General features: G+C 51.7%; 18 protein-coding genes and 1 pseudogene. 15 read left to right on the top strand and 4 right to left on the bottom strand.

The window, feature by feature from the left end; translation table 11 throughout:
* Positions 1–1,845 (bottom strand): allophanate hydrolase, encoded by a 1,845-nt coding sequence (atzF, locus tag EHN06_RS15965; RefSeq protein ID WP_127333516.1) that lies wholly within the window; start codon positions 1,843–1,845, stop codon positions 1–3.
* Positions 1,846–2,215: 370 nt separating this feature from the next.
* Between atzF and urtA the strand changes: the two genes are divergently transcribed.
* The 12 genes and pseudogenes from urtA to EHN06_RS15905 all read left to right on the top strand — a co-directional run bounded on the left by urtA (position 2,216) and on the right by EHN06_RS15905 (position 15,138).
* Positions 2,216–3,526, top strand: coding sequence for an urea ABC transporter substrate-binding protein (urtA, locus tag EHN06_RS15960; RefSeq protein ID WP_127333515.1), 1,311 nt, complete (start codon positions 2,216–2,218; stop codon positions 3,524–3,526).
* Positions 3,527–3,642: 116 nt separating this feature from the next.
* Positions 3,643–5,286, top strand: a complete 1,644-nt coding sequence (gene urtB / locus EHN06_RS15955; protein ID WP_127333514.1) for an urea ABC transporter permease subunit UrtB — start codon at positions 3,643–3,645, stop codon at positions 5,284–5,286.
* Between the two features lie 3 nt (positions 5,287–5,289).
* Positions 5,290–6,429, top strand: a complete 1,140-nt coding sequence (urtC, locus tag EHN06_RS15950; protein ID WP_127333513.1) for an urea ABC transporter permease subunit UrtC — start codon at positions 5,290–5,292, stop codon at positions 6,427–6,429.
* Entirely contained in the window at positions 6,426–7,250 is an 825-nt protein-coding gene (urtD, locus tag EHN06_RS15945) for an urea ABC transporter ATP-binding protein UrtD (protein WP_127333512.1), read from the top strand. The genes urtC and urtD overlap by 4 nt, the downstream gene beginning before the upstream one ends.
* Positions 7,250–7,948: an urea ABC transporter ATP-binding subunit UrtE gene (gene urtE, locus EHN06_RS15940; protein WP_127333511.1), complete on the top strand. Its 699-nt coding sequence runs from the start codon at positions 7,250–7,252 to the stop codon at positions 7,946–7,948. The genes urtD and urtE overlap by 1 nt, the downstream gene beginning before the upstream one ends.
* Positions 7,949–8,109: 161 nt before the next feature.
* On the top strand, positions 8,110–8,916 hold the full coding sequence (locus EHN06_RS15935; RefSeq protein ID WP_127333510.1) for an NERD domain-containing protein: 807 nt from the start codon (positions 8,110–8,112) through the stop codon (positions 8,914–8,916).
* A 98-nt stretch (positions 8,917–9,014) separates the two neighbouring features.
* Positions 9,015–10,529, top strand: a complete 1,515-nt coding sequence (locus EHN06_RS15930) for an RNA-directed DNA polymerase (protein WP_127333509.1) — start codon at positions 9,015–9,017, stop codon at positions 10,527–10,529.
* Between the two features lie 249 nt (positions 10,530–10,778).
* On the top strand, positions 10,779–11,153 hold the full coding sequence (locus EHN06_RS15925) for a hypothetical protein (RefSeq protein WP_127333508.1): 375 nt from the start codon (positions 10,779–10,781) through the stop codon (positions 11,151–11,153).
* 97 nt (positions 11,154–11,250) lie between these two features.
* The gene (locus tag EHN06_RS15920) at positions 11,251–12,123 is read left to right on the top strand and encodes a hypothetical protein (RefSeq protein ID WP_127333507.1); all 873 of its coding nucleotides are present in this window, start codon (positions 11,251–11,253) and stop codon (positions 12,121–12,123) included.
* Between the two features lie 85 nt (positions 12,124–12,208).
* Positions 12,209–12,412 (top strand): annotated as a pseudogene (locus tag EHN06_RS15915) (transposase); the annotation flags it as partial.
* Positions 12,413–12,453: 41 nt separating this feature from the next.
* Positions 12,454–13,389 (top strand): IS3 family transposase, encoded by a 936-nt coding sequence (locus tag EHN06_RS15910; RefSeq protein WP_127333506.1) that lies wholly within the window; start codon positions 12,454–12,456, stop codon positions 13,387–13,389.
* A gap of 126 nt (positions 13,390–13,515) precedes the next feature.
* A complete protein-coding gene (locus EHN06_RS15905; RefSeq protein ID WP_127333505.1) occupies positions 13,516–15,138 on the top strand; it encodes a TIGR04141 family sporadically distributed protein in 1,623 nt (540 codons plus the stop codon).
* Positions 15,139–15,243: 105 nt separating this feature from the next.
* Here EHN06_RS15905 and EHN06_RS15900 read toward each other — a convergent pair whose 3' ends face one another.
* From EHN06_RS15900 to EHN06_RS15895, 3 genes are all read right to left on the bottom strand, one after another.
* Complete coding sequence (locus EHN06_RS15900) at positions 15,244–16,902, bottom strand: anti-phage dCTP deaminase (RefSeq protein ID WP_127333504.1); 1,659 nt, start codon at positions 16,900–16,902, stop codon at positions 15,244–15,246.
* A 4-nt stretch (positions 16,903–16,906) separates the two neighbouring features.
* Entirely contained in the window at positions 16,907–17,077 is a 171-nt protein-coding gene (locus EHN06_RS21200; RefSeq protein WP_164735621.1) for a hypothetical protein, read from the bottom strand.
* Positions 17,078–17,424: 347 nt separating this feature from the next.
* Positions 17,425–18,771, bottom strand: a complete 1,347-nt coding sequence (locus EHN06_RS15895) for a hypothetical protein (protein ID WP_228257332.1) — start codon at positions 18,769–18,771, stop codon at positions 17,425–17,427.
* A gap of 221 nt (positions 18,772–18,992) precedes the next feature.
* On the opposite strand from EHN06_RS15895, the gene EHN06_RS15890 reads away from it, so the two are divergent.
* The 3 genes from EHN06_RS15890 (at position 18,993) to EHN06_RS15880 (ending at position 21,240) form a co-directional block, all read left to right on the top strand.
* Positions 18,993–19,778 carry a hypothetical protein gene (locus EHN06_RS15890; protein ID WP_127333503.1) on the top strand — a complete coding sequence of 262 codons (786 nt, stop codon included), beginning with the start codon at positions 18,993–18,995 and terminating at the stop codon, positions 19,776–19,778.
* 71 nt (positions 19,779–19,849) lie between these two features.
* Positions 19,850–20,170: a hypothetical protein gene (locus EHN06_RS15885; protein WP_127333502.1), complete on the top strand. Its 321-nt coding sequence runs from the start codon at positions 19,850–19,852 to the stop codon at positions 20,168–20,170.
* A 2-nt stretch (positions 20,171–20,172) separates the two neighbouring features.
* The gene (locus EHN06_RS15880; RefSeq protein ID WP_127333501.1) at positions 20,173–21,240 is read left to right on the top strand and encodes an endonuclease NucS domain-containing protein; all 1,068 of its coding nucleotides are present in this window, start codon (positions 20,173–20,175) and stop codon (positions 21,238–21,240) included.
* The last annotated feature ends 568 nt before the right edge of the window (positions 21,241–21,808 follow it).

Genomic DNA, 21,808 nt, shown 5'->3' with positions numbered 1-21,808 from the left:
TTAAGCCTTGGCGGATTTGAGGGCGGATATGTAGGCGCGCCAGCCACCGAACTCGGTCACGTCGCGGGCCCCTTCCAGGCCGTAGCCTTCGCAGATAAAGCCGTTGACCCAGCGGCCATCGGCCAGCTCGACATTGCCGATGCCCAACGGGGCGGGGATCAGGTCGACAAAGGAGCCGAACTCGGAGCTGGCCATTTGCCACACCTCCACGATCATCTCGCAGCCGTCCTCCGGGCCGACGCGCTTGAGGCCGGGTTTCGGGGGCGTGGTGTTGGGCAGGGCGTAGAGCCGGTAGTTGGCAGAGGTGGTGGTCTGTTCCAGCAGCACCGCGTTGCGTTCGGTGAGCTGGGTGTTCAGGGGCATGCCGGTGAGGTGGGCGCCCACCACGGCCACAGTGATGGCGTCAGCAATGACCGCTGCGGCCGGTTCTTCCAGCGGACGGGCCCGGTCAGTTGCGCCCAGCGGTGTGGGATGTGCATTCAGCCACTGGCAGGCCAGCTTCTGCAGCTCGGCATCTTTCCAGGCGCCGCTGATCAGGGTAACGCCAAAGGGCAGGCCGTCATCCCGGAAACCCGCCGGCACCGCCAGGGCGCAGAAATCCGCCAGGTTGACGAAATTGGTGTAGGTGCCGAGCTGGCTATTGAGCGTCACCGGGTTCGCGTTCATCGCCTCAATAGTCGGCGCAGTTGGTGCGGTGGGCACCAGCAGAGCGTCGATAGCCTGCAACTGCTCATCAATGGCGCGCACCAGTTCTTCCTTGCGGTACTGGGCCTTGAAAGTGTCGGTGGCGCTGAAGTGGCCCGCTTTCTCAATAATGCCTTTGACCACCGGGTTCATCTCAGCGCCGTGATCCGCCAGAAACGCTTCCACCGCGGCATGGCGTTCGGCCACCCAGGGGCCTTCGTACAACAGCGCGGCCAGCTCCAGCATGGGCGCAAAATCCATCGGCACCAGTTCCACATCCTGCTGACGCCAGTTGCTGACGGCGGTGTTCCAGGCCGCTTCCGCCTGCTGGTCACCAAACCACTGCGGATGCTCCGGAATCGCCAGGCGCTTGATGGGGCCGCCACGGCGAATGGCGGGGCCATCGCTGGGCAGGTTAGCCGGCGCCTTGCGGGAAAATGCATCGCTGGGCTGATAACCGGCCATGACCTCCTGCAGCGCACCGGCATCGCCCACCGTCAGCGCAAAAATGGACACGCAATCCAGGGATCTGCACGCCGGCACCACGCCTTCAATGCTGAACAGGCCCTTGGTGGGTTTCAGCCCCACCAGATTATTCAGCCCTGCCGGCACCCGGCCGGAGCCGGCGGTGTCGGTACCCAGGGCAAAAGGCACCAGCCCGCGGGCGACCACAGACGCGGAGCCGGAACTGGAACCACCACTGACGACCTCCGGCTTGAAGGTATTGGGCACCGCACCATAAGGCGAGCGGGTACCCACCAGCCCGGTGGCGAACTGATCCAGGTTGGTTTTGCCAATCAGCACCGCGCCAGCGGCTTTCAGGCGGGCGACGGTGGCGGCGTCCTGCTCTGGTGCATAGGCGTAGGCGGGGCAGGCGGCGGTGGTCTCAAAGCCCACGGCATCAATGTTGTCCTTCACCGCGAATGGCACACCGTATAAAGGCAGCGCTGCCCGATCGCCGCCGGCCTGTTCCCGACGCTGGTCCAGCTCGGCCAGGGCTTTCTTTAAACCGGCCTGATCGATCAGCGAGATCCAGGCAACGTCCTTTTTGTCGGAAGTATCCAGGCTGGCGAGCAAATCGCCCAGCAGTGTCTCCGGCGACTGGCCCTGATCATAGGCGGCGCGCCAGTCCTGAAGTGTCCATCCACGTGTTGAAGGCATTGGTTGTCCTCGTGCAGGTTGTCATCTTGTATACATCCTGATTGGCAATGCCCGTGCCATTTGGCGAATTTTCTTGAAAGTATTTATAAAACAGCTGGTTAATATTTTTGTGCGCAAACTCGGTGCGAAAGGGAATGCCCAAAGGCGGTGCGATCGCACCAAAACTGAACCGTAAAACAGGGGTTTGAGGGCGGGTTGGCCATGGTCAGAGATAGGGTGGATGGCTTGTATACTAGATAACTGGCTGTTTTAACTGAATATGCAGGTAATGTGGAACAGCAGATGCACATAGGGAAAGAGCGAAGTGCGTTTACGACGTAACGACACTCTCCAACAGGCAAAACCCAACGAAGATAAAAGGACTCACAACATGAGCATCAAAAAACACGTGAAGCTGGGCCTCTCTGCACTGGCGCTGTCGGTATCCTTCCACGCCCTGGCGGCGGAAGATCCCATCAAGGTCGGTATCCTGCATTCCCTGTCCGGCACCATGGCGATCAGTGAAACCGCCCTGAAAGACACCATGGAAATGCTGATCGAACAGCAGAACGAAAAAGGCGGCATCAACGGCCGTCAGCTGGAAGCCGTGGTGGTGGACCCCGCCTCCAACTGGCCGCTGTTCGCAGAAAAAGCCCGTGAGCTGCTGGAAAAAGAGAAAGTAGACGTGATCTTCGGCAACTGGACCTCGGTCTCCCGCAAGTCGGTTCTGCCGGTGGTGGAAGAGCTCAACGGCCTGTTGTTCTACCCGGTACAGTATGAAGGCGAAGAGTCTTCCGAGAATGTGTTCTATACCGGCGCCGCCCCCAACCAGCAGGCCATTCCGGCGGTGGATTACCTGAAGAACGAACTGGGCGTTGAGCGCTGGGTTCTGGCGGGCACCGATTACGTGTATCCGCGCACCACCAACAAGATCCTGGAAACCTACCTGAAAGACATGGGTGTGGCCGAAGGCGACATCATGATCAACTACACGCCTTTCGGTCACTCCGACTGGCAGTCCATCGTATCCGACATCAAGAAGTTCGGCAGCGCCGGCAAGAAGACTGCCGTGGTCTCCACCATCAACGGCGACGCCAACGTACCGTTCTACCGCGAGCTGGGTAACCAGGGCATTTCCTCCTCCGATATCCCTGTGGTGGCCTTCTCCGTGGGCGAGCAGGAACTGGCCGGCATCGACACCGGCCCTCTGGTCGGTCACCTGGCGGCCTGGAACTACTTCATGAGCGTGGACAGCGACGCCAACTACGACTTCATCGACGCCTGGATTGAGTACAAGGGCGACGAGAAAGCCGTCACCAACGACCCGATGGAAGCCCACTACATCGGCTTCAACATGTACGTGGAAGCGGTCGAGAAAGCCGGCACCACCGACGTGGACGCAGTGAAAGACGCCATCATCGGTGTGAGCGTGCCGAACCTCACCGGCGGCTACGCCACCATGATGCCCAACCACCACATCACCAAGCCAGTGCTGATCGGTGAGATCCAGGACAACGGCCAGTTCTCCGTGGTGTGGGAAACCTCCTCCACCGTGGCCGGCGATGCCTGGTCTGACTTCCTGCCGGGTTCCCGTGACCTGATTTCCGATTGGCGCGCCCCGCTGAAGTGCGGCAACTTCAACGTCAAATCCGGTACCTGCGGCGCCTCCGCCGGCGAGCAGGCCCTGGCCGACGCGGAATAACCACGCGGCAAGACCTGTAAAGAGAACCCCGGGGCGGCGTGATCGCCCCGGGTGTTCCGGACCCCGGAACCAACGATTCATTGCCAACCTTTTAATTCCAACAACAGGACGGACACATGGGCATCTTCCGATGGCTCACGCCTCTTTGTCTCAAAGCCCTCTATTTCAAACCCTTGGGCCTTGTCTTGCTGCTGGTGCTGAGCCTGCCGGCTCACAGCCAGACCGAAGCCGATCCGGGGCAGGCGCTGCTCACCAACCTGGCCGACGCCTCATCCAGAGAGATGGACGCCGCCATTGAAGCCATCGTAGACAGCGGTGATCCCCGGGCCAGAGACTGGCTGAACGCCTTTGGCAACAACCGCCTGAGCCGCGTCGAGGAAACCGGGCAGGTGGTGGAAGTGCTCCGCAACGTGGGCCGCAACTGGACCATCGCCGACCCGCTCACCGGTGAAAACCTGGGCGAGATTTCCCGCCGGGAGCTGGACCGGGTCAACATCAACAACGCCATCCGCGGCAAGCTGGAAGGCGTGCTGGCCATGCTGGACCTGTACTCGGAGGACCCCGAAGTGCAGGAAACCGCCGCCGAAGCCATGATGGGCAAAGTGAACGCCAGTGTGGTGAAGCCACTGACCAAATTACTGGAACGGGACCTGCCGGGTCCGGTTCGCAATCGCATTGAAGAATCCGTTGCCATCTACCAGTTGGAGCAGGGCGATGCCGAAGCTCAGGCCCAGGCCATCACCGTTCTGACCGGCAGCCTGCACAGCAACGCCCGCGCTGCCCTCAACAACGCGGCCGCCGGGGACGATCCCGCCCTGGCGGCCCGCGCCAAGGAAGCGCTGGTCTCCATCGAACAGAAACTGAAAATGAACCGCGCCGCTGAAACCCTGTATTTCGGGTTGTCCCTCGGATCGGTACTGGTGCTGGCGGCCATCGGCCTGGCCATCACCTTTGGCGTGATGGGCGTGATCAACATGGCCCATGGCGAACTGATCATGCTGGGCGCCTACACCACCTGGGGCATGCAGCAACTGTTACCCGGCCAGCCCGGGCTGGCGCTGATCCTGTCCATCCCCGCCGGGTTCCTGGTGGCGGCGCTGGCGGGCATTGCCATCGAGCGCAGCGTGATCCAGCACCTCAAAGGCCGCCCGCTGGAAACCCTGCTGGCCACCTTCGGGGTCAGCCTGATCCTGCAGCAACTGGTACGCACGGTGATTTCCCCCCTCAACCGTTCGGTGACCACACCGGAATGGATGAGCGGCTCGCTGGTGATCAATGACGCCCTGTCACTCACCCTGAACCGCATGTACGTCATCGGCTTCGCCCTGGTGGTGTTTGCCGGGCTGATGCTGATCATGCGCAAGACCCGCCTCGGCCTGGAAGTGCGGGCGGTGACCCAGAACCGCGCCATGGCCCGGTCCATGGGCATTCGCGCCACCCGCGTGGACATTCTCACCTTCGGCCTGGGTTCCGGCGTGGCCGGACTGGCGGGCGTGGCGCTGTCACAGATCACCAACGTCGGCCCCAACCTGGGCCAGAACTACATCATCGACTCCTTCATGGTGGTGGTGTTCGGTGGCGTGGGTAACCTCTGGGGCACCCTGCTGGCGGGTCTGTCACTGGGCACCATCAACCAGATCCTGGAACCCTGGGCCGGCTCGGTACTGGCCAAGATCATGGTGCTGGTGCTGATCATCCTGTTCATTCAAAAACGCCCCAAGGGACTCTTTCCCCAGAAGGGCCGGGCCGCGGAGGGCTGAGCTATGCCGACATCACAAACCTGGCTGCTCCGGCCATTACAGGAGCGTTCCACACAGATTTTCCTCGGGGTACTGTTTGCCGCGGTGGCGCTAGTCACCCTGCTGCACCTGATCATGCCGGAAGGCCATGCGCTGCACGTGAGCGCCTACACCGTCACCCTGCTGGGTAAATACCTGTGCTACGCGTTGCTGGCAGTGGCGGTGGATCTGGTGTGGGGTTACCTGGGCATTCTCAGCCTGGGCCACGGCGCCTTCTTTGCCCTCGGCGGCTACGCCATGGGCATGTACCTGATGCGCCAGATTGGTGATCGCGGCACCTACGGCGACCCGATCCTGCCGGACTTCATGGTGTTCCTGAACTGGCAGGAGCTGCCCTGGTACTGGCAGGGCTTCGACATGGCCTGGTTCGCCTTCATCATGGTGCTGCTGGCCCCGGGCCTGCTGGCGCTGGTGTTTGGCTTCCTGGCGTTCCGCTCGCGGGTGACCGGGGTGTACCTGTCCATCATCACCCAGGCGCTGACCTTTGCCCTGATGCTGGCGTTCTTCCGCAACGAAATGGGCTTTGGCGGCAACAACGGCCTGACCGATTTCCGCGACATCCTCGGCTTCAACCTGCGCACCGACGCCACACGGCTGGGGCTGTTCATCGCCACCGGCATCGCCCTGGCCATTGGCTACGTGATCTGCCGCGGCATTGTCACCAGCAAGCTGGGCCGGGTCAGCGTCGCCTGCCGCGACGCCGAAGCCCGCACCCGCTTCCTGGGCTACCGGGTGGAACGGGTGCAGCTGTTCGTGTTCGTGGTGTCCGCCATGCTGGCGGGCGTGGCCGGGGCGCTGTACGTGCCCCAGGTGGGCATCATCAACCCCAGCGAATTCTCGCCACTGTTCTCCATCGAGATTGTGGTGTGGGTCGCCCTGGGAGGCCGCGCCACCCTCTACGGCGCAGTGATCGGCGCCATCCTGGTGAACTACGCCAAAACCGTGTTCACCGGCGTAATGCCGGACGCCTGGCTGTTCGCCCTGGGTGGCCTGTTTGTACTGGTCACCGTGTTCCTGCCCAAGGGCATTGCCGGCCTGCTGCAGAAACGCCAGAAACCGGAAGACGACAGCACCACACCCCAAACACAGGAGGCCAGCGCATGAGCATGTTCGAGCAACTGACCAACCGCGAGCGCGTGTTTGAATTCCTCGCGCCCGAAGCCTCACCGGTGGACGTGCGCCACGGCCCGATCCTGTACATGGAAGACGTCAACGTGAGCTTTGACGGCTTCAAGGCCATCAACAACCTCAACCTCACCATCGACGACGGCGAGCTGCGCTGCATCATTGGCCCCAACGGCGCGGGCAAAACCACCATGATGGACATCATCACCGGCAAAACCCGCCCGGACACCGGCTCCGTCTGGTTCGGCAGCCGCCACAACCTGCTCACCAAGAACGAGCCGGACATCGCCAGCCTCGGTATCGGCCGCAAGTTCCAGAAACCCACGGTGTTCGAAGCGCTCACCGTGTTCGAAAACCTGGAACTGGCCATGGCCACCGACAAGCGCATCCTGCCCACGCTGACCGCCATCATGAAACCGGAATTCCGCGACCGCATCGACGAAGTGCTGGAAATGATCGGCCTGAAACAGCTGCGGGACAAACCCGCCGGCATTCTCTCCCACGGCCAGAAACAGTGGCTGGAAATTGGCATGCTGCTGATGCAGAAACCCCGGCTGCTGCTGGTGGACGAGCCGGTCGCCGGCATGACCGAACAGGAAATGGAACGCACCGCCGAACTGCTCACCAGCCTCGCCGGTAAACAGTCCGTTGTGGTGGTGGAGCACGACATGGGCTTCGTGCGCTCCATCGCCCGCCAGGTCACCGTGCTGCACCAGGGCAGCGTGCTGGCCGAAGGCACCATGGACCAGGTCTCCAACGACCCGGAAGTGATCAAAGTTTACCTCGGGGAGGAGGCGTAATGCTCAAGATCCAACAGCTCAACCAATACTACGGCGAAAGCCACACCCTCTGGGATCTCGACCTGGACGTACCCCAGGGCCAGTGCACCTGCGTCATGGGCCGCAACGGCGTGGGCAAAACCACGCTGATGAAATGCATCATGGGCGAAGAAACCACCAAAAGCGGCAGCATCGAATTCGCCGGGGACGTGGAGCTGACCAAGAAGAAAATCGAAGATCGCTCAAGACTGGGCATCGGCTACGTACCCCAGGGGCGGCAGATCTTCCCGCTGCTGACCGTGGAAGAAAACCTGCGCACCGGCCTAGCTGTGCGTAAAGACGGCAGCAAGAAGATACCGGAGCGGGTGTATGAGCTGTTTCCGGTGCTGAAGGAAATGAAACACCGCAGAGGCGGCGACCTTTCGGGAGGGCAGCAACAGCAACTGGCCATTGGACGGGCGCTGGTGATTGAGCCCAGGCTGCTGATTCTGGATGAGCCGGGGGAGGGGATTCAGCCGAATATTGTGGCGCAGATTGGGGAGGTTATTCGTAGGTTGATTGAAGAGGATGGGCTGACCGTTCTTCTGGTTGAGCAGAAGTTGCCGTTTGCTCGAAAGTATGCGGATCGGTTTGCGATTTTGGATCGGGGGAGAAGGGTTGCGGAAGACGAGATTGCGGGCCTGACGGATGCCCTTATCAAAAAGCACCTGACCGTCTAAAGCGAATACCTATCAAAGATTTCAAAAGCCGCCCGGGAAACCGCGCGGCTTTTTATGCACTGTATTTACCAAATTTTACGTTGGCATTATGGGAAGTGTGCTGAAGATTAGGTTAGTGTGTAGTTATAAGAAACAGATTGATGCCCTGTTAAGGATGACGGATGGACTACGCTCAGGTTATACAACCCCTCTTCAGCACCCTGTGGTACCTGGTCCCGCTGGCCATTCTTGCGGCAGTCATCCAATCCCCTTGGTTCAAAGGCAAAGCCGGGGAAGCAGTGGTTAATCTTTCCGCCAAACTCTTTCTCGATAGGACCCGCTACCACCTCATCAAGAACGTCACCCTGCCAACGGAAGACGGCTCCACCCAGATCGACCACATCATTGTTTCCCGATACGGGGTGTTTGTGGTGGAAACTAAGAACATGAAGGGCTGGATCTTCGGCGGCGAAAAGCAACGCTACTGGACTCAGAAAATCTTCAAGCACTCCCAGAAATTCCAGAACCCGCTGCACCAGAATTACAAACACGTAAAAACGCTACAGAGCCTGTTAGGCCTGGGCGATGAACAGGTTTATTCATTGGTGGTGTTTGTTGGCGATTCGACTTTCAAAACGCCCATGCCAAAGAGTGTGACCTACGGCGGTGGCTACATTCGGTTTATCAAAGCCCACGACGAAGAACAGCTCTCCGAGGCCGAAGTACATTCCATAATTGAAACCATCCAGTCTGGCCGGTTGGCCGCAACCTTCAAGAGCCACCGGCAACATGTGGCGCATGTTGAGCAAGCTGTGGCAAAGAAGGAGAGTGAGCCTCGTTGCCTGAAGTGTCGGGGGGAGATGGTTAGGCGCACGGTGAAACTCGGGGAGAATGCCGGGAAGGAGTTTACTGGGTGTAAGGCGTTTCCTAAGTGTCGTGGGGTTGCTGGTGCTTTAAATTTTCATAGTGAATTGATTTTCTGGGATTAATGCCAGATTCTCGGGTTGGATATCCGAGCGTTTTGACGGCCAAATGATAGCAATGACGAAACGCTCTATTTTACCACTATTATGGGCAGTCGAATGTTATGAGCAAGCTAACAGAAGAATCCGTAGAGTTTGCAAAAAAGCATATAGAGAGCTACTACGACTCAGACTTCTTCCCAAAAGGTTTTGAGTTTGAGGCTATCTGGCACTGCTGGGAGGACGTCAAAAGATATTTATTAGGCAGCAATATCGGAAAACTGAGGACAAAACACCCTTTGACGATGGCCTCCAAAAAGCCTTCCGGGAGCTATCGAATTGTTCACCAATTAGAGCCCTTGGATACAATAATATATACAGCTTTGGCCTATTTGATCGTGGAAGAAATAGAGAGTGTGCGAGCTGATGAGGGGGTTGCGTGCTCTTATAGGTTTTCAATAGAAGACGGTGGTTTTTTTGAGAAGAACTCCGGTTTCAAAATATTTACTGATATGATAGAAAATCATTCCGATTCATATAAATATATACTAGTCACCGACATTACTGATTTTTACAATCAAATCTACTTGCATCGTTTAAATAATGCAATTGAACGAGCTGATCCGGCGTTAAAAAATATTGCAAACGATATTGAGAGCTTTATTTCTTCAATAAATGATAAAGCATCTCAAGGAGTTCCTGTTGGTCCTGCAGCCAGTATTATCATGTCTGAGGCAGTTCTAGTGGATATAGATGAATACATTTCAAATTTTGGTGTAGAGCATACTCGATATGTTGATGATATTAGGATCTTTTCTGATTATAAAGAGGAGCTGGAAAAGGTACTAGAAAAGCTGACGTTGTATCTGCATGAGAATCATCGGCTTACTTTGGCATCTGACAAAACGTACATAGAAAATACCGAAAAATATGTCGAAGGCGTTCTCCATAATCAGTATGAGATGGAGAAGGTAGAAATCTTCGAAACACTAGAAATATTTAATCCTTATTCTGGTGAGGTCGAATACGAAGAGGTTGTAGTGGAGGAAAGGACAGATTTAGAGGGGCACCTTAATCATATAGCAGATCAGCTCTTAAAAAGGGATACGCTTGATCTTGGTCTTGCTAGAGCTCTTATAAGAAAAGCAAAAGCTAATCGTATAGATTTCGTTGCTGAGATAATTTTTGAAAATTTTGAATTCTTCTCTCCGGTTATAAATGACGTTATTCTGTACTTTAAGGCACTGTCACGTGGAAAATGGGTTAGAGAAAATCGCGAAAAATTTCTTTGTATTCTATCTAGTCCCGCAATAACGCAGAGTCTAGTTCGATATTGGGTTGAATGGTTTTTTGCTACGGATGAGCTTCTACTGAAGAACGTGAATATTAAGAGGTTTATAAGTCAGAGCGAGTTTATAGAAAATCAAGCATATGCTGCTCTAACATCCAAAAATGTCTCTTGGGTTAGAGATAACAAAAATCGGGTTTTCTACGTTGGAGAAAAGGGAAAGCGGGCAATCTTGAGGGCGACAAAAATATTGCCAAAAGATGAACGTGATAATTGGCTGAAAAATATTGAGAAAAATACTCCTGAAGAATTAGATCGATGGCTAATTAAATGGGCAATAGATACAGCATAGAGGCTTATAAAAATTCTGCTGTCGGACAGAATTAACGCAGAGCGGTGCGTTGGAGGCGATTAATTGCTACCCAAGATGTCACTATATTCATGGATATCAACTAGAAAATGATCCCGATCTCTACGACTACACTGCTTCTTGTGCTTTTTCAAGCAGAGCATTTACCCAAGTAGCAATACCATTATCGGGATGGTCAATATGCTCGGAAATTTTCGAATGAATTATTGATGCTAGCGTAAGGAATTACCTGTGAATGAAGTAATAAAAAACGCAAAAGACATGTCCCACCAAGAAGAGCAGTCAACGGATCTGGCGCCTTTGATCCCTTTGGCGGAACGGTTTTTAGAGAACCAGAGCCGCAGCATCGAAGAAAATGCTCGTCTAAACGAGAAACGCATTGAGGTAAGTGAGCGCAATTCTGAGCGTGCATGGCATCTTCAGAAGCGTCGTTTCCTTTTATTAGCAGCATGTACTGTTGCGGTTTTTTCCATCGCCTCAGGGTTAATTTTCTGGAAAAACAACGTCTCTGGGGGGCTGGCAATTCTTTCGCATGTGGGAGCAGTCGTTGCGGGTTTGCTTGCAGGGATTGGCTGGGAAAAGAGTCGTGACCAGCAAAAGCTCTAACCAGTCGGTGAAGTTTTTTCTGGTTTCCGGCAGTCCACCGGGCGCATTTTTCAGGGCGCCACTTAGCCTCGTTGAATAATAAGGATTGATAAGGGTTATGGAACAAGATCTTCGAGTGTATGCAAAGGGATTGGCGTTCTGTGATGGAGTATATGATCTAAGAACTCTTGAGAGCCTGATCACCAACTATCGCAAGATTTTCGACCGTCTCATAGCGGTTCAGCTAGGTAAGCGCCAAGTAAGTCCTGAGCTGAAAAGCCAACTCGATTACGATGTTAAGATCCAGTCTGGCTCGATTGAGCTTTTGATCAATTTCGTACTTGAACATCGAGAGTATATTGCTGTTTTTTCAGCAGATGGCGGGGCAGCTTTATCCAAGGCGATCGTTACTCTGCTGCGTGATGCAATTAATCTTCGGGAAAAAGCATCGCAGGTTATTGAAAAGGGGCTGACACTGAACATCAATATTGCCAACAGCTTCAATATTGGCTCTAGCGTGAACAATGGAAATGTTTTCGGTGGTGACAACGGAGACATTTACATTCGAGATCCCAAAATCCTTTGGGCAGCCCAAACGACACGGTCCCCTGTAAACGGTTTATTGTCTCATGTAGATGGCAAAGCTGTTGAATTCATCGACGTTGACAGCAAAGAAGACACCTTCCGTTTCGACCCTGATCAGAGGCATATCGTTGGGAAAAGCAAAGAAGAGCTTCCAACCACTTTGAAGATATTGGGCCGATTGGACATGGTAGCATTCACTTCACATCGTGGATCGATTGTTTCAGACGGCGAGCGTTTCAATGTCACATGGGACGACCAAATACGTAAGAAAATGCAGAAGATTGCCGATATCGAGGGTGTGGTATTTACGGTTCGACCAGTGGTCGATCACAAGCGCCTCAATAACGAGGCTATAGGCTTTCATGTTCTGGACTGCGGTGATCCTCAACAGAGTCTCAAAGTCTAAATTTTTAACAAGTCGCGGCAGTAAGCAGTGCACTTCCCCCACTTCAATAGACACGCATCGATAACTCCGCAAAGGGAGAAAACCGATGCCTGCGATCAAGACTGGCAAGAAAACCGAAAAGTACACCACCGAGTTCAAAGTCAAAGCTGTTGAGTGGAGTCACCAGGCTCACCGGAGTGTGAAGAGCGTTGCTGAAGCACTGGATATTCATCCCATGATGCTGTCACGCTGGCGTAAGGAGCACCGTGAGGGGAAATTCGCCATGAAACGGGTTAAGCGAGCGCCGGCTGAAGCCAAAAAGAAGATCAGTGAACAGGACGAGATTAACCGATTGAAGCGACAAATAGCCGAGCTTCAAGAGGAGAACGACGTCCTAAAAAAGTTTCAACGTTTTCAGGCCGAGGAACGACAGAAGCGTTCCGGTTCGCCTGGAAACACCGGCGAGAACACGGAGTAAAGGCCTTGTGCCGTCACCTGAATATCTCTCGCTCCGGCTACTACGCCTGGGTAAATCGCAAGCCCGGGAAGCGGGCCTCCGAGAATGCAGAACTGCTGCTTAAAATCCGGCGGATATTCAATGAGAGCGAAGGTCGCTACGGCAGCCCGAAAGTGTATCGCGCCCTCAAACGGCAAGGTCTCCGTGTGGGTGAGAATCGCGTTGCCCGCCTGATGCAGGTCTGGGGCATGAAGGCCCGAACTCACAGAATCTATCGCAGGCTACTTACCCGACGAGCGGTCCTAAAGGCCTGGCCGAACCATCGCCTGACCCTGGACAAACCAGTAGCGGTAAATCGGCAATGGAGCAGCGACGTTACGTACATCAAGATGGGCCGGAAGAACGTATTTCTTGCGGTGGTTCTGGACCTTTACTCCCGCCGCATTGTCGGGTGGAAACTGGAAGCCAACCTGAATAGTGACTTGTCTCGTGGGGCTCTCAGGCAGGCTATGGCTGATCGTTCCCCGTCGCCTGGGCTTCTGCTGCATACCGACCGCGGAACCGAGTTCAGAGCCCTGAAAATGCGTGACATGCTGGCCCGCCATCAGGTGCGTCACAGTATGAGCCGTCCTGGATACTGCACGGACAACGCCGAAGTGGAATCATTCTTCAAAAGCCTGAAGGGAGAATTGCTACACGCCACCAGCTACATCACGCTCCGCCAATTGAGACACCATATAAAACACTATATTGAGCGCTTTTATAACACCGAACGGCTCCACAGTAGCCTTGGTTACCGGACTCCGTTAGAGTTCGAGGGAGCTAACTAATGGGGCGTGTCTATTTTTTGGGGGAATACCACAGCCGAGGGTTGCCGGACGCCCTTTCCACGGCTCCTTCGTCGCCATTCCAGGGTCGCCGCTGTGCTCAGCGATATACGTTACAGGAGAAAAAATATGCCTGAGAAAAAGCCATACAGACGCCTGAACGTGCTTTTGGCGAAGGACGAGTTCTCAGGTACCGAGTACCGCGACCTCCTTAGTCCCGATGCAACAGTATCCGAACTAGAAATAGAGGAAGGTCACGACTTCGATGGCGTTATATATGTGAAGAACCCAGAGGAAAAGAGACCTCGTTGGGCTCAGTTGATTGACACACTGGTTGGCACGGAAGTTGATCAACTTTCAAATAGATCGAGCTCCGCTGTGTTTCTTATTCGTGTAGATGGAAAAGTCCTCGCCTTCACATTCGGCTATGGGCGTTTCCTTCTCAATTTAGGGTGCTTTCAGCAGGATTTCGGTCTAAAGACAGCTCTAAATACCCTTAACCATCAAAGCCTTCGAAGTGTTGACCTACATACACTCGAAGATCAGCCTATCCAGAAAAGATCTCAAACTGCTCGGGGGTCTGAAGCAAGTGTTTTCGGTATTGATATCTTTCGCGATGTTCTCCGGGCAGTCACTGGTTCACCGCGTTCCGGCGTGGGATTCAAGAACATCTCGGGTGGTGATGCGATTTACTCCTTTAGCCAGGAAATGTTAGTCGATGAAATACCTGGTGTGGCCTCACAGCTAATTTCCTTTTACCAACTTGAGTTGTATAAAAATTCGTTTGGTTGGGTGGACAACATTCGCCGCATTAAGGATGGTGACACTATCTCAGCCCTGGAGGAATTGTTGTTAGATGCGGTAAAGAACAAGGACCCAGGATTGATAATCACACTACCGGAGGTCATTGAATGGGACAAGGTTCTAGGCTTTAGCTTTACCCGAGCCAAGAAAGATCTGACTCCGATTATTGATGCCGACCAATATTTAAATAACGTGGACGCAGCTTCTGTATCAATTGAATCGATTCGAAGAGACAAACTATTTGTAACCGATGTCCATGACAATGAGTTCGGCCACTCAGTATACTCTTGTTTGTATTTGGAGCTAGATTCTGGAGATACAAAAAAGGTTATATTTGGCGGTACTTGGTATGAGATAGATAAGTCCTTTATGAGTGGGATCGACTCAACTCTGGCTATGGTCGCCTTAAGTGATCTAGAGTTTCCCGGAGTCTACGTTTGGGAAGAAGATGGAAAAACCAAGATCGAGACCGAGGGTGACTACAATGAAAGAGCCGCAGCGGCACAAGGGTTCTTCCTTTTAGATAAAAAGCTGGTTAAGTGTACAAAGACGACCTCACCAATCGAATTGTGTGATTTACTGACTCAAGATAAGCAGCTTGTTCACGTCAAGCATCGAAAAGGAGGATCCGCAGGGTTAAGCCATCTTTTTGCGCAAGGTAGTGTGTCAGCTGAGGTGATGTTGGGGGACAAGGGGTTTCGAAAAAAAGCAAGAACGGTACTCCGGCGCGTCGATCCCCGAGCAAAAGATCTTGTGCCATTAAACTCACTTAGAAGTTCTGAATACGAAGTTATCTTCCTGATCTTGGGTGCCGACGGACAAAGTCTTAAAGAAAACTTGCCATTTTTCAGCAAGGTGAATCTTACACGGGTCTATGAAAACCTTTCGCAGCGAGGCTTTATCGTGAAGATTGCCGGCGCCTCACAGGTAGAGCGAGATCACGCATAACAAGTGAATGGTAATCCCCCCATTTTTAGCGGGGTTCAAAAGTAGACCTCAGCTCTGATGTTTCGTAAAAAGGGAAAATATCTAGAGAAAATGAATATTCGACTATCAATGATCCAAAGATAATCCACTTTCGTTTAAGTGAATATTTGTCCTTTGCTCTAGATCTCTATATGACTCAAGATACGTCATAGATCTCTCTGAAGATTTCCGAGAAAATCCGGTAAATTTCCCATCACTATCTTTTCTAGCATCTGTGGCTTTAAAAAGATCTGCATATTTTACGGGCGAAACGCCTGTAAAGTGATCAAACGGAAGTTTGTTTGCCTCACCATCTCTCGTGATGGAATCCTCATGTAATTCTAAAGCTAAGCTTTTATCGTAGGGTTCAATAAATATAACCCGACCTATTCCTGCAGCAACAATGTGGCGGGCGCAATTATGGCAGGGAAAGGTCGTTGTGTATAAAGTTGCCCCTTGACAAGCACCATCACCTCTCCGACTTAAACTCACTATAGCTTCCATTTCAGCATGAACAGCTCTAGAAAATTCAATCAAATCTTTTATTCTTGCATCCTTGAATATTTTATCAACAAGCTCGTCATAAAGAACTGAGGACGCCCCAAGAGCAGCCTCTATATTGCTTTTTATTCGCCTTTTCTCATTATCGTTTCTACAAAAGGCGCCATCCTTAAAGCAACGCTGATCATCTTCATCTGAAGCAATATACAATCCACCCTTAAATTTTGGAACATCGTTGCATCCAGTAGAAATGATATTTCCCTTTTCATCTGAAATGCTTGCGCCAACCTGACGAGACATACAAGCGGAGCCGAGGCCGGCACTATAGGCGATATACATGCCGTATTCATCTTTTGTTGGAGTGAACACTCCAACACCATGAACTAAATCTAGGAACCGTTTGATTTCTTTATCTACATAAGCTGGGTCTTGTCCCTTCTTGACAGACAAAAAGAAGTCGCATGCATTAAGCGTCTTGTCAAGTTGTTGCTCATGATCATCACTTTGTTTTCGGTCCCGCTCTTCCAACTCCTCTGCTAGAATTTTTATTTCATCTGGCGTCTTGTTTGGAAGAATTATCCTCCCTTTCAAATTGGCTACCCGCTCATTACGACTTTGGATGGCTCCAATCAAATAAAATATATCGCCATAAACTGCTTTGAGGATCTCAGCTTCGGCCGGATTTTTTAATGAATTTAGTATATAAACAGTTTTATCAGGTATATACTTTGATGAAACACTGAATTGCGACAATGCAATATTTTCGTCGGGGTTGCTCGTTGTATACTCTTCATATTGCGGACGGGCTCGTTCCATCCGATCGGAGGCAATTTTCCTGATAGCCAGCTGGGCTAGCGTTGCTGGCTCGTATTGTTCTCTTATAAAATTACCTGCTAGCTGTAGATTATTTATTCTTTGGAATTCATTGTATTTATCAAATAATAGGTCCTCTGGCTTCCGGTCAATGGATTCAAGAAACATCCTTCTTTTTTCTGCAGGAACAAGGTTATCCATTGTTTCAAGAATTAATTGACTAACTTTGAATTCTTTTATCGAATAATCTTGCAGCTTGAAATAATTGCGTATTGAGTCACTGATGCCAGTGGTTGTTGTTCCCAGAGGAAAGGCAAGCCCAATTATTAACTCATTGGACTTAAATTTTTCGATTCTATTTAAAAACTTTTCAGGAGGCGATAAAGTGTCTTTATCTGGCGCAACTTCTTTTTTTATTTTTGGTACTGACATATCCCTACCAGCTATAATTGGAGGAGTTTTTGCTCATCTCTCGAATGTTTTTTCTATCGACATCGGAAAAAAATAAGTTTTTTTCTTTTTCCTTCTTTTCGCCAAATGAAACATCTGAAAAGACTTGCAATTCCAGTTGATTACTATTTTTCACGTTCCTTTTTGATTTTTTCATTTTTAACTCCCCAGAGAAAGCATCACATTGAAATTAGCATATAATCGAAAGCTAAAAAGCTATCGAGAGCGCGGTTTTGATAGAGAGGCATAATTGATTATTGTGAAATAATTTACCAGCAATTTTCTCCCTATACCATTACGGCTTACACCAACACATTAAAAATCAATGAGTTAAGTTGTGGAGTTGTGTGAATAAGCTTGATATTAGAGCTCTCTATGTAGTATTCCAATGATTCCGGACAAGTAGTATCGCCATCATAAACGAGATGTCTGATGACCGGAAAAAGACTTTTCGTTTTCCTGAGTTCGCGTTGGAAGTAACCAGCTTAGAAAGTTGGGATATGTCTATTTTTCTAGTACCGTTTCCTCATCTGTGGCTCTCAGCTCACTGTCAGCTTTAGAGATTTTAGGCGGTGGTGGCGTCCAGGCCTTGAGCAACTGCCCAGCTTCCTGATAAAAATGCGGAACTGCCTTTTCCAGCTCCTCGACAAACACTTTCCGACCGCTGAACTTACCGGCAAGATCAACCTCGTAAACAACTTCCAGCGTCGTCGCAGCCGTGTTGGATGTATCCGATTCCAGCAACTCCGGCGAATCCCGTAAATCTTTCAGTGGCTGATAGGTCGTCTCTGCTTTGCCTGGTCGAGTGGCGCGAATGAAGAATCCGGCTGGTTCGGTCTTCTTCAGTTGACGCAGGAGCCAGTTAACCCTAGCTTTGGTGCTTTGCTTGTCTTTAGGTGCCGTAAGGCGCATTGAGCAGTAAATCATTCGCCGCTGAAGGTCTGCTGTTACTTCTAGGTCCGCTGCTGCGTTAATAATGTTAAGTGCACAGTGAAGTGCAGGAGTTTTGCAGAATGCTTCGGCATCGTCCTTCAGGCGTTTTGCAGGGTCCAGTCGGTGGTCGTTTTTCAGTTTCAGTGAAACGTCGCTGCCGGTAAGGCGAGACATGATCAGGCAAATGTCTCTTTGTTCCTGGTGCCATGCAGCGATGGTGTTCTGAACCTCATCGCTGGTTTTGGCGAGCGGGGCATTGCTTTTTACTTTGTTGACTACGTCCTTCCACTCGGCGTTCATTTGGTCGAAATGGCTGATGCCGGAGCGGTCGCTTTCAAGGTATCGCAGTATTTCGCTGAGGATGAAAACTTGGTCCTCGTCTTCAACACCATCGTTTTTGAGCAGGAGCTGGCATTGGGTTCGGATGAACGCCCATGACCAGTGAAAGAGGGCGACGGATTTGGTGGCATTCTTCGGGAGTTTTACCGGGTGATGCGTTGGCAGCGCGGCAAACTGGTTGGTGATGGTGATCACAGCATCGAGTTTGTGGGTTTTTGCTTGCTGCAAATAGCGTGATACCTGTTCTTCACCAATAGTGTCGTTGCCGACTTTAGCTTCTATCAATGCCCGCCATTCACGCCGGCCCGTGCGAAGGATCAGCAATCCATCCGGGCGATCATTTTGTTTGGCAGCCTTTTTGTCCTCGTTCTCGAAAACCACTTCTGTCCAGGCTTCCAAGGTGGCGCTGATTCCGACGCGGACGCTCAGAGATTTCAGTAACGACTGGCGTAACTCAAGCACGGAGCGAAGGCCAGCGAGAATAATGGATACGGATTTTTGTTCCCGGGCGCTGTCTGTTGCTATCGGGATAAGGCGTGCGGGCTCTCCACCGGAGAGAAACTCGGGACGGGACGCCATGGGTAGCTCCATGCTTTTATTGGATTTAGTTTCCTACTGAATACTAGCAGTAATTCTTGGGGGCGCCGGGGATTCGATTGTTTCTTTGTAAGAAGTTGAAAAAGAAGATCGCATTTATGCCGGTCGTGGGGCCGTTTCTTGGCACTTTAAACTGATCGTGTATGCGACCCTGATTTGTATGTCCTAACCTAGGGGCAGGGAGTTTTAACTGTGAGGGTAAAATGAAAAAGTGCTTAGGTATCACCTTTTTTGCCGCCGTGTTGTCTGGTTGTGCGAGCCAGAGCATTCATACTGAATTTGTTGCTCTTGAGAAGGCCGGCGTTCAGTCCTACTACGCCAGCGGGTGGATAGTTCAAAGCCATAAAGATACCGATTACCTCGTTGAGCTTGCGGTGCGTGAAGGTAAGCAGCCATGGGAAGATGTTATTGCAGTTCTGCACGTTGAAAATATGTCTGATGATCCTGTGACCGTCGGCATCAATGACATAACCTTTCACCAGGACGAACGCCGGATTGCATTGAGATCGTACAAGGAGCTGGAGCAGCAGTATATCGGGCAGGCGCAGTCCCGCCGCACGGCTGTAGCTCTGGGCGCGTTGGCCCAGAGCCTGAACGCTTCCCAGCCGGCCACGACATCATCTTATGGTTCGGGCACCGCCTACGGATCCGGCGGTACTGTAAATTACTACGGTACTTCAACCACGTATTCGCGAGATCCAGCGGCTAGTGCTGCGGCTCAGGCCCAAATTCAGAACAGCGCCCAGTCAGGTATCGCGAATATTCGATCTGACCTGCAGCAGAACCTCAATTCTCTCGAGGGGTATCTACAGAAAACTACGGTGTTTCCCGGCCAGGCATACATGGGGCGGTTTCAATCAGAAATGACGATGTTTGATCAACGGCCGGAATCTTATTACGAGTTTACCGTTGAGCTCGGGGAGGAAAGTTACGAATTTACCTTTGTGGAGAAAGCGGACATAGAGAATAACCAGAGGAAGCTGTTTTAGAGGTTGATCCAGCGGGCATAACCGGAAAAAATGTTTCTGTATCAATCGATGTGGCACAACGGGAGTGTCTGATGGCGGACAGGGATGGATTCAAACCACTGGCGCAATTACTGGAACCCGATATCCGAAACACCTTTTTCTCCCGCAGCAATCCTGAAACGGGCGAAGAGAGTGTTACTATCGATACCAATGCATTTTCTGACCTTCCGCCGGACGAGAATTATGATCATATTCAGCATTTAATCGATCACACAAACAAGATCCGTAATATCTATGCGCATGGCAGCGCAATGCTGCATAACCGTGTTCTTTATAGCTTCGAGCTGGTTTCCGAGTTTATTAATCAGCTTTACCCCGTAGCAAAACAAATAAGCAGTACCGCAAAGGAATAACGATGCCTATCCAACACGGAATCTGGAAAATCGGCGATCATCCGCAGGTCCTGACCAACACTACCATGGCGTCAGAGGAAGTACTTGAAGACCTGATATTCAAGGATATTTCCATTCTCAACGGCAACTGGCTGTTAATCGCTCGTCAGGTCTACACCGATTTCGGCAAGCCGCTGGATCTTTTGGCCATCGATATTACCGGCTCGCTGATCGTGATTGAGTTAAAGAAACACAAGACACCCCGAGATGTGGTGGCTCAGACGATTGACTATGCCTCATGGGTGGAGACTCTGACCTCTGACCGCGTGGTGCAGATTTATGAAGCATTCGCTCAAAAGTTTCAGTTGCCTATTACCAACTTCAATCAAGCTTTCATCGACAAGTTTCGCACCGCCCCGGCGGAAGATGAAATCAACAGCTCTCATCAAATGGTGGTGGTTGCAGCTGAGCTAGATGCAAGTACCGAACGCATCATTAACTACCTCAATGACAAGGCCAACGTAGCCGTTAACGCCGTCTTTTTCAGCGTGTTTCAGGATGGTGCCAACCAGTACTTGAGCCGTGCCTGGATGATCGACCCCGGAGAAACCGAGGAGCGCGCAATCAATATTGGTCAAAAAGGAGACTGGAATGGCGAGTTCTACGGCTCCTTTGGTGCAACCTACAATGGCAGGAGCTGGAATGATGCCCTCAAGTATGGGTTCATCGCCGCAGGTGGTGGTCGCTGGTACAGCAAAACGCTATTTATGCTGAAACCCGGTGATCGTGTTTGGGTGCTGGTCCCGAAAGTTGGATATGCCGGGGTAGGTGAGGTCACATCACCTGCCATTGTCATCGATGAATTCATCAAAGATGGCAAGCAGTTAGAAGGCCATTATCATACCGCCGCAGAGTACGGAGAAGATGATGCGGACTACTGCGTTGGTCTGCGCTGGATTAAAGCTGTACCGGAATCTGAAGCGGTGAATGAAGTAGGTTTATTTGGTAATCAGAACTCTGTAGCCAGACCGAGAGCGGAGAAGTGGAAGCACACCGTGAACCGGCTCAAGTCTATTTGGGGAATTGCTTGATGTTACCTGTAGTTCAGAGAAAACAGTGAAAAAATAGATCTGTCCCGGTATCGCCTTTGTTGAGAAAGCTGAGATCGCGAATAAGCAGAGGCGGCTCTTCTAAAAATGAAAATCTGTAAGGTTGGGACGGATTTATGGAATTATGAATCCGGGACAGATTTATTTCTTTCTACTGGCAATCAACGCGACGCAATTATTAATTCATGATTTCTTTTCATATTTCCAACGATCTCGCAAGAGGCTCCATCCATAAATCCGAATTCGAGTCATGGCCAGCCTCTGTTCAAGAGGAGTTTCTGAATACGGTTCACATTGAGGGAGAAAAAGGCGGATTCCTGTATTTTTGGTCCCCGAAGGAGAAACTTTTGCAATAACCGTAAGACGTCTAACCGACAAGCTACGCTCAAGAGACAAAGCAAAGAAGCGGGCTCAGAGGTTACTAATAGAGTCCGAAGGCGTTTATGAACAAGAGGATATCGAGGAGTTGTTTCTCGCTCAGGATGGCCGGTGTTACTACAGCGGCGCCAATCTAAAGTGGTCACCGAGAGATTTCGCAATTGACCATCTT

The organism is Marinobacter sp. NP-4(2019) (genome assembly GCF_003994855.1).
GTDB lineage: Bacteria > Pseudomonadota > Gammaproteobacteria > Pseudomonadales > Oleiphilaceae > Marinobacter.
This window is presented reverse-complemented; position numbering and strand designations above follow the sequence as displayed.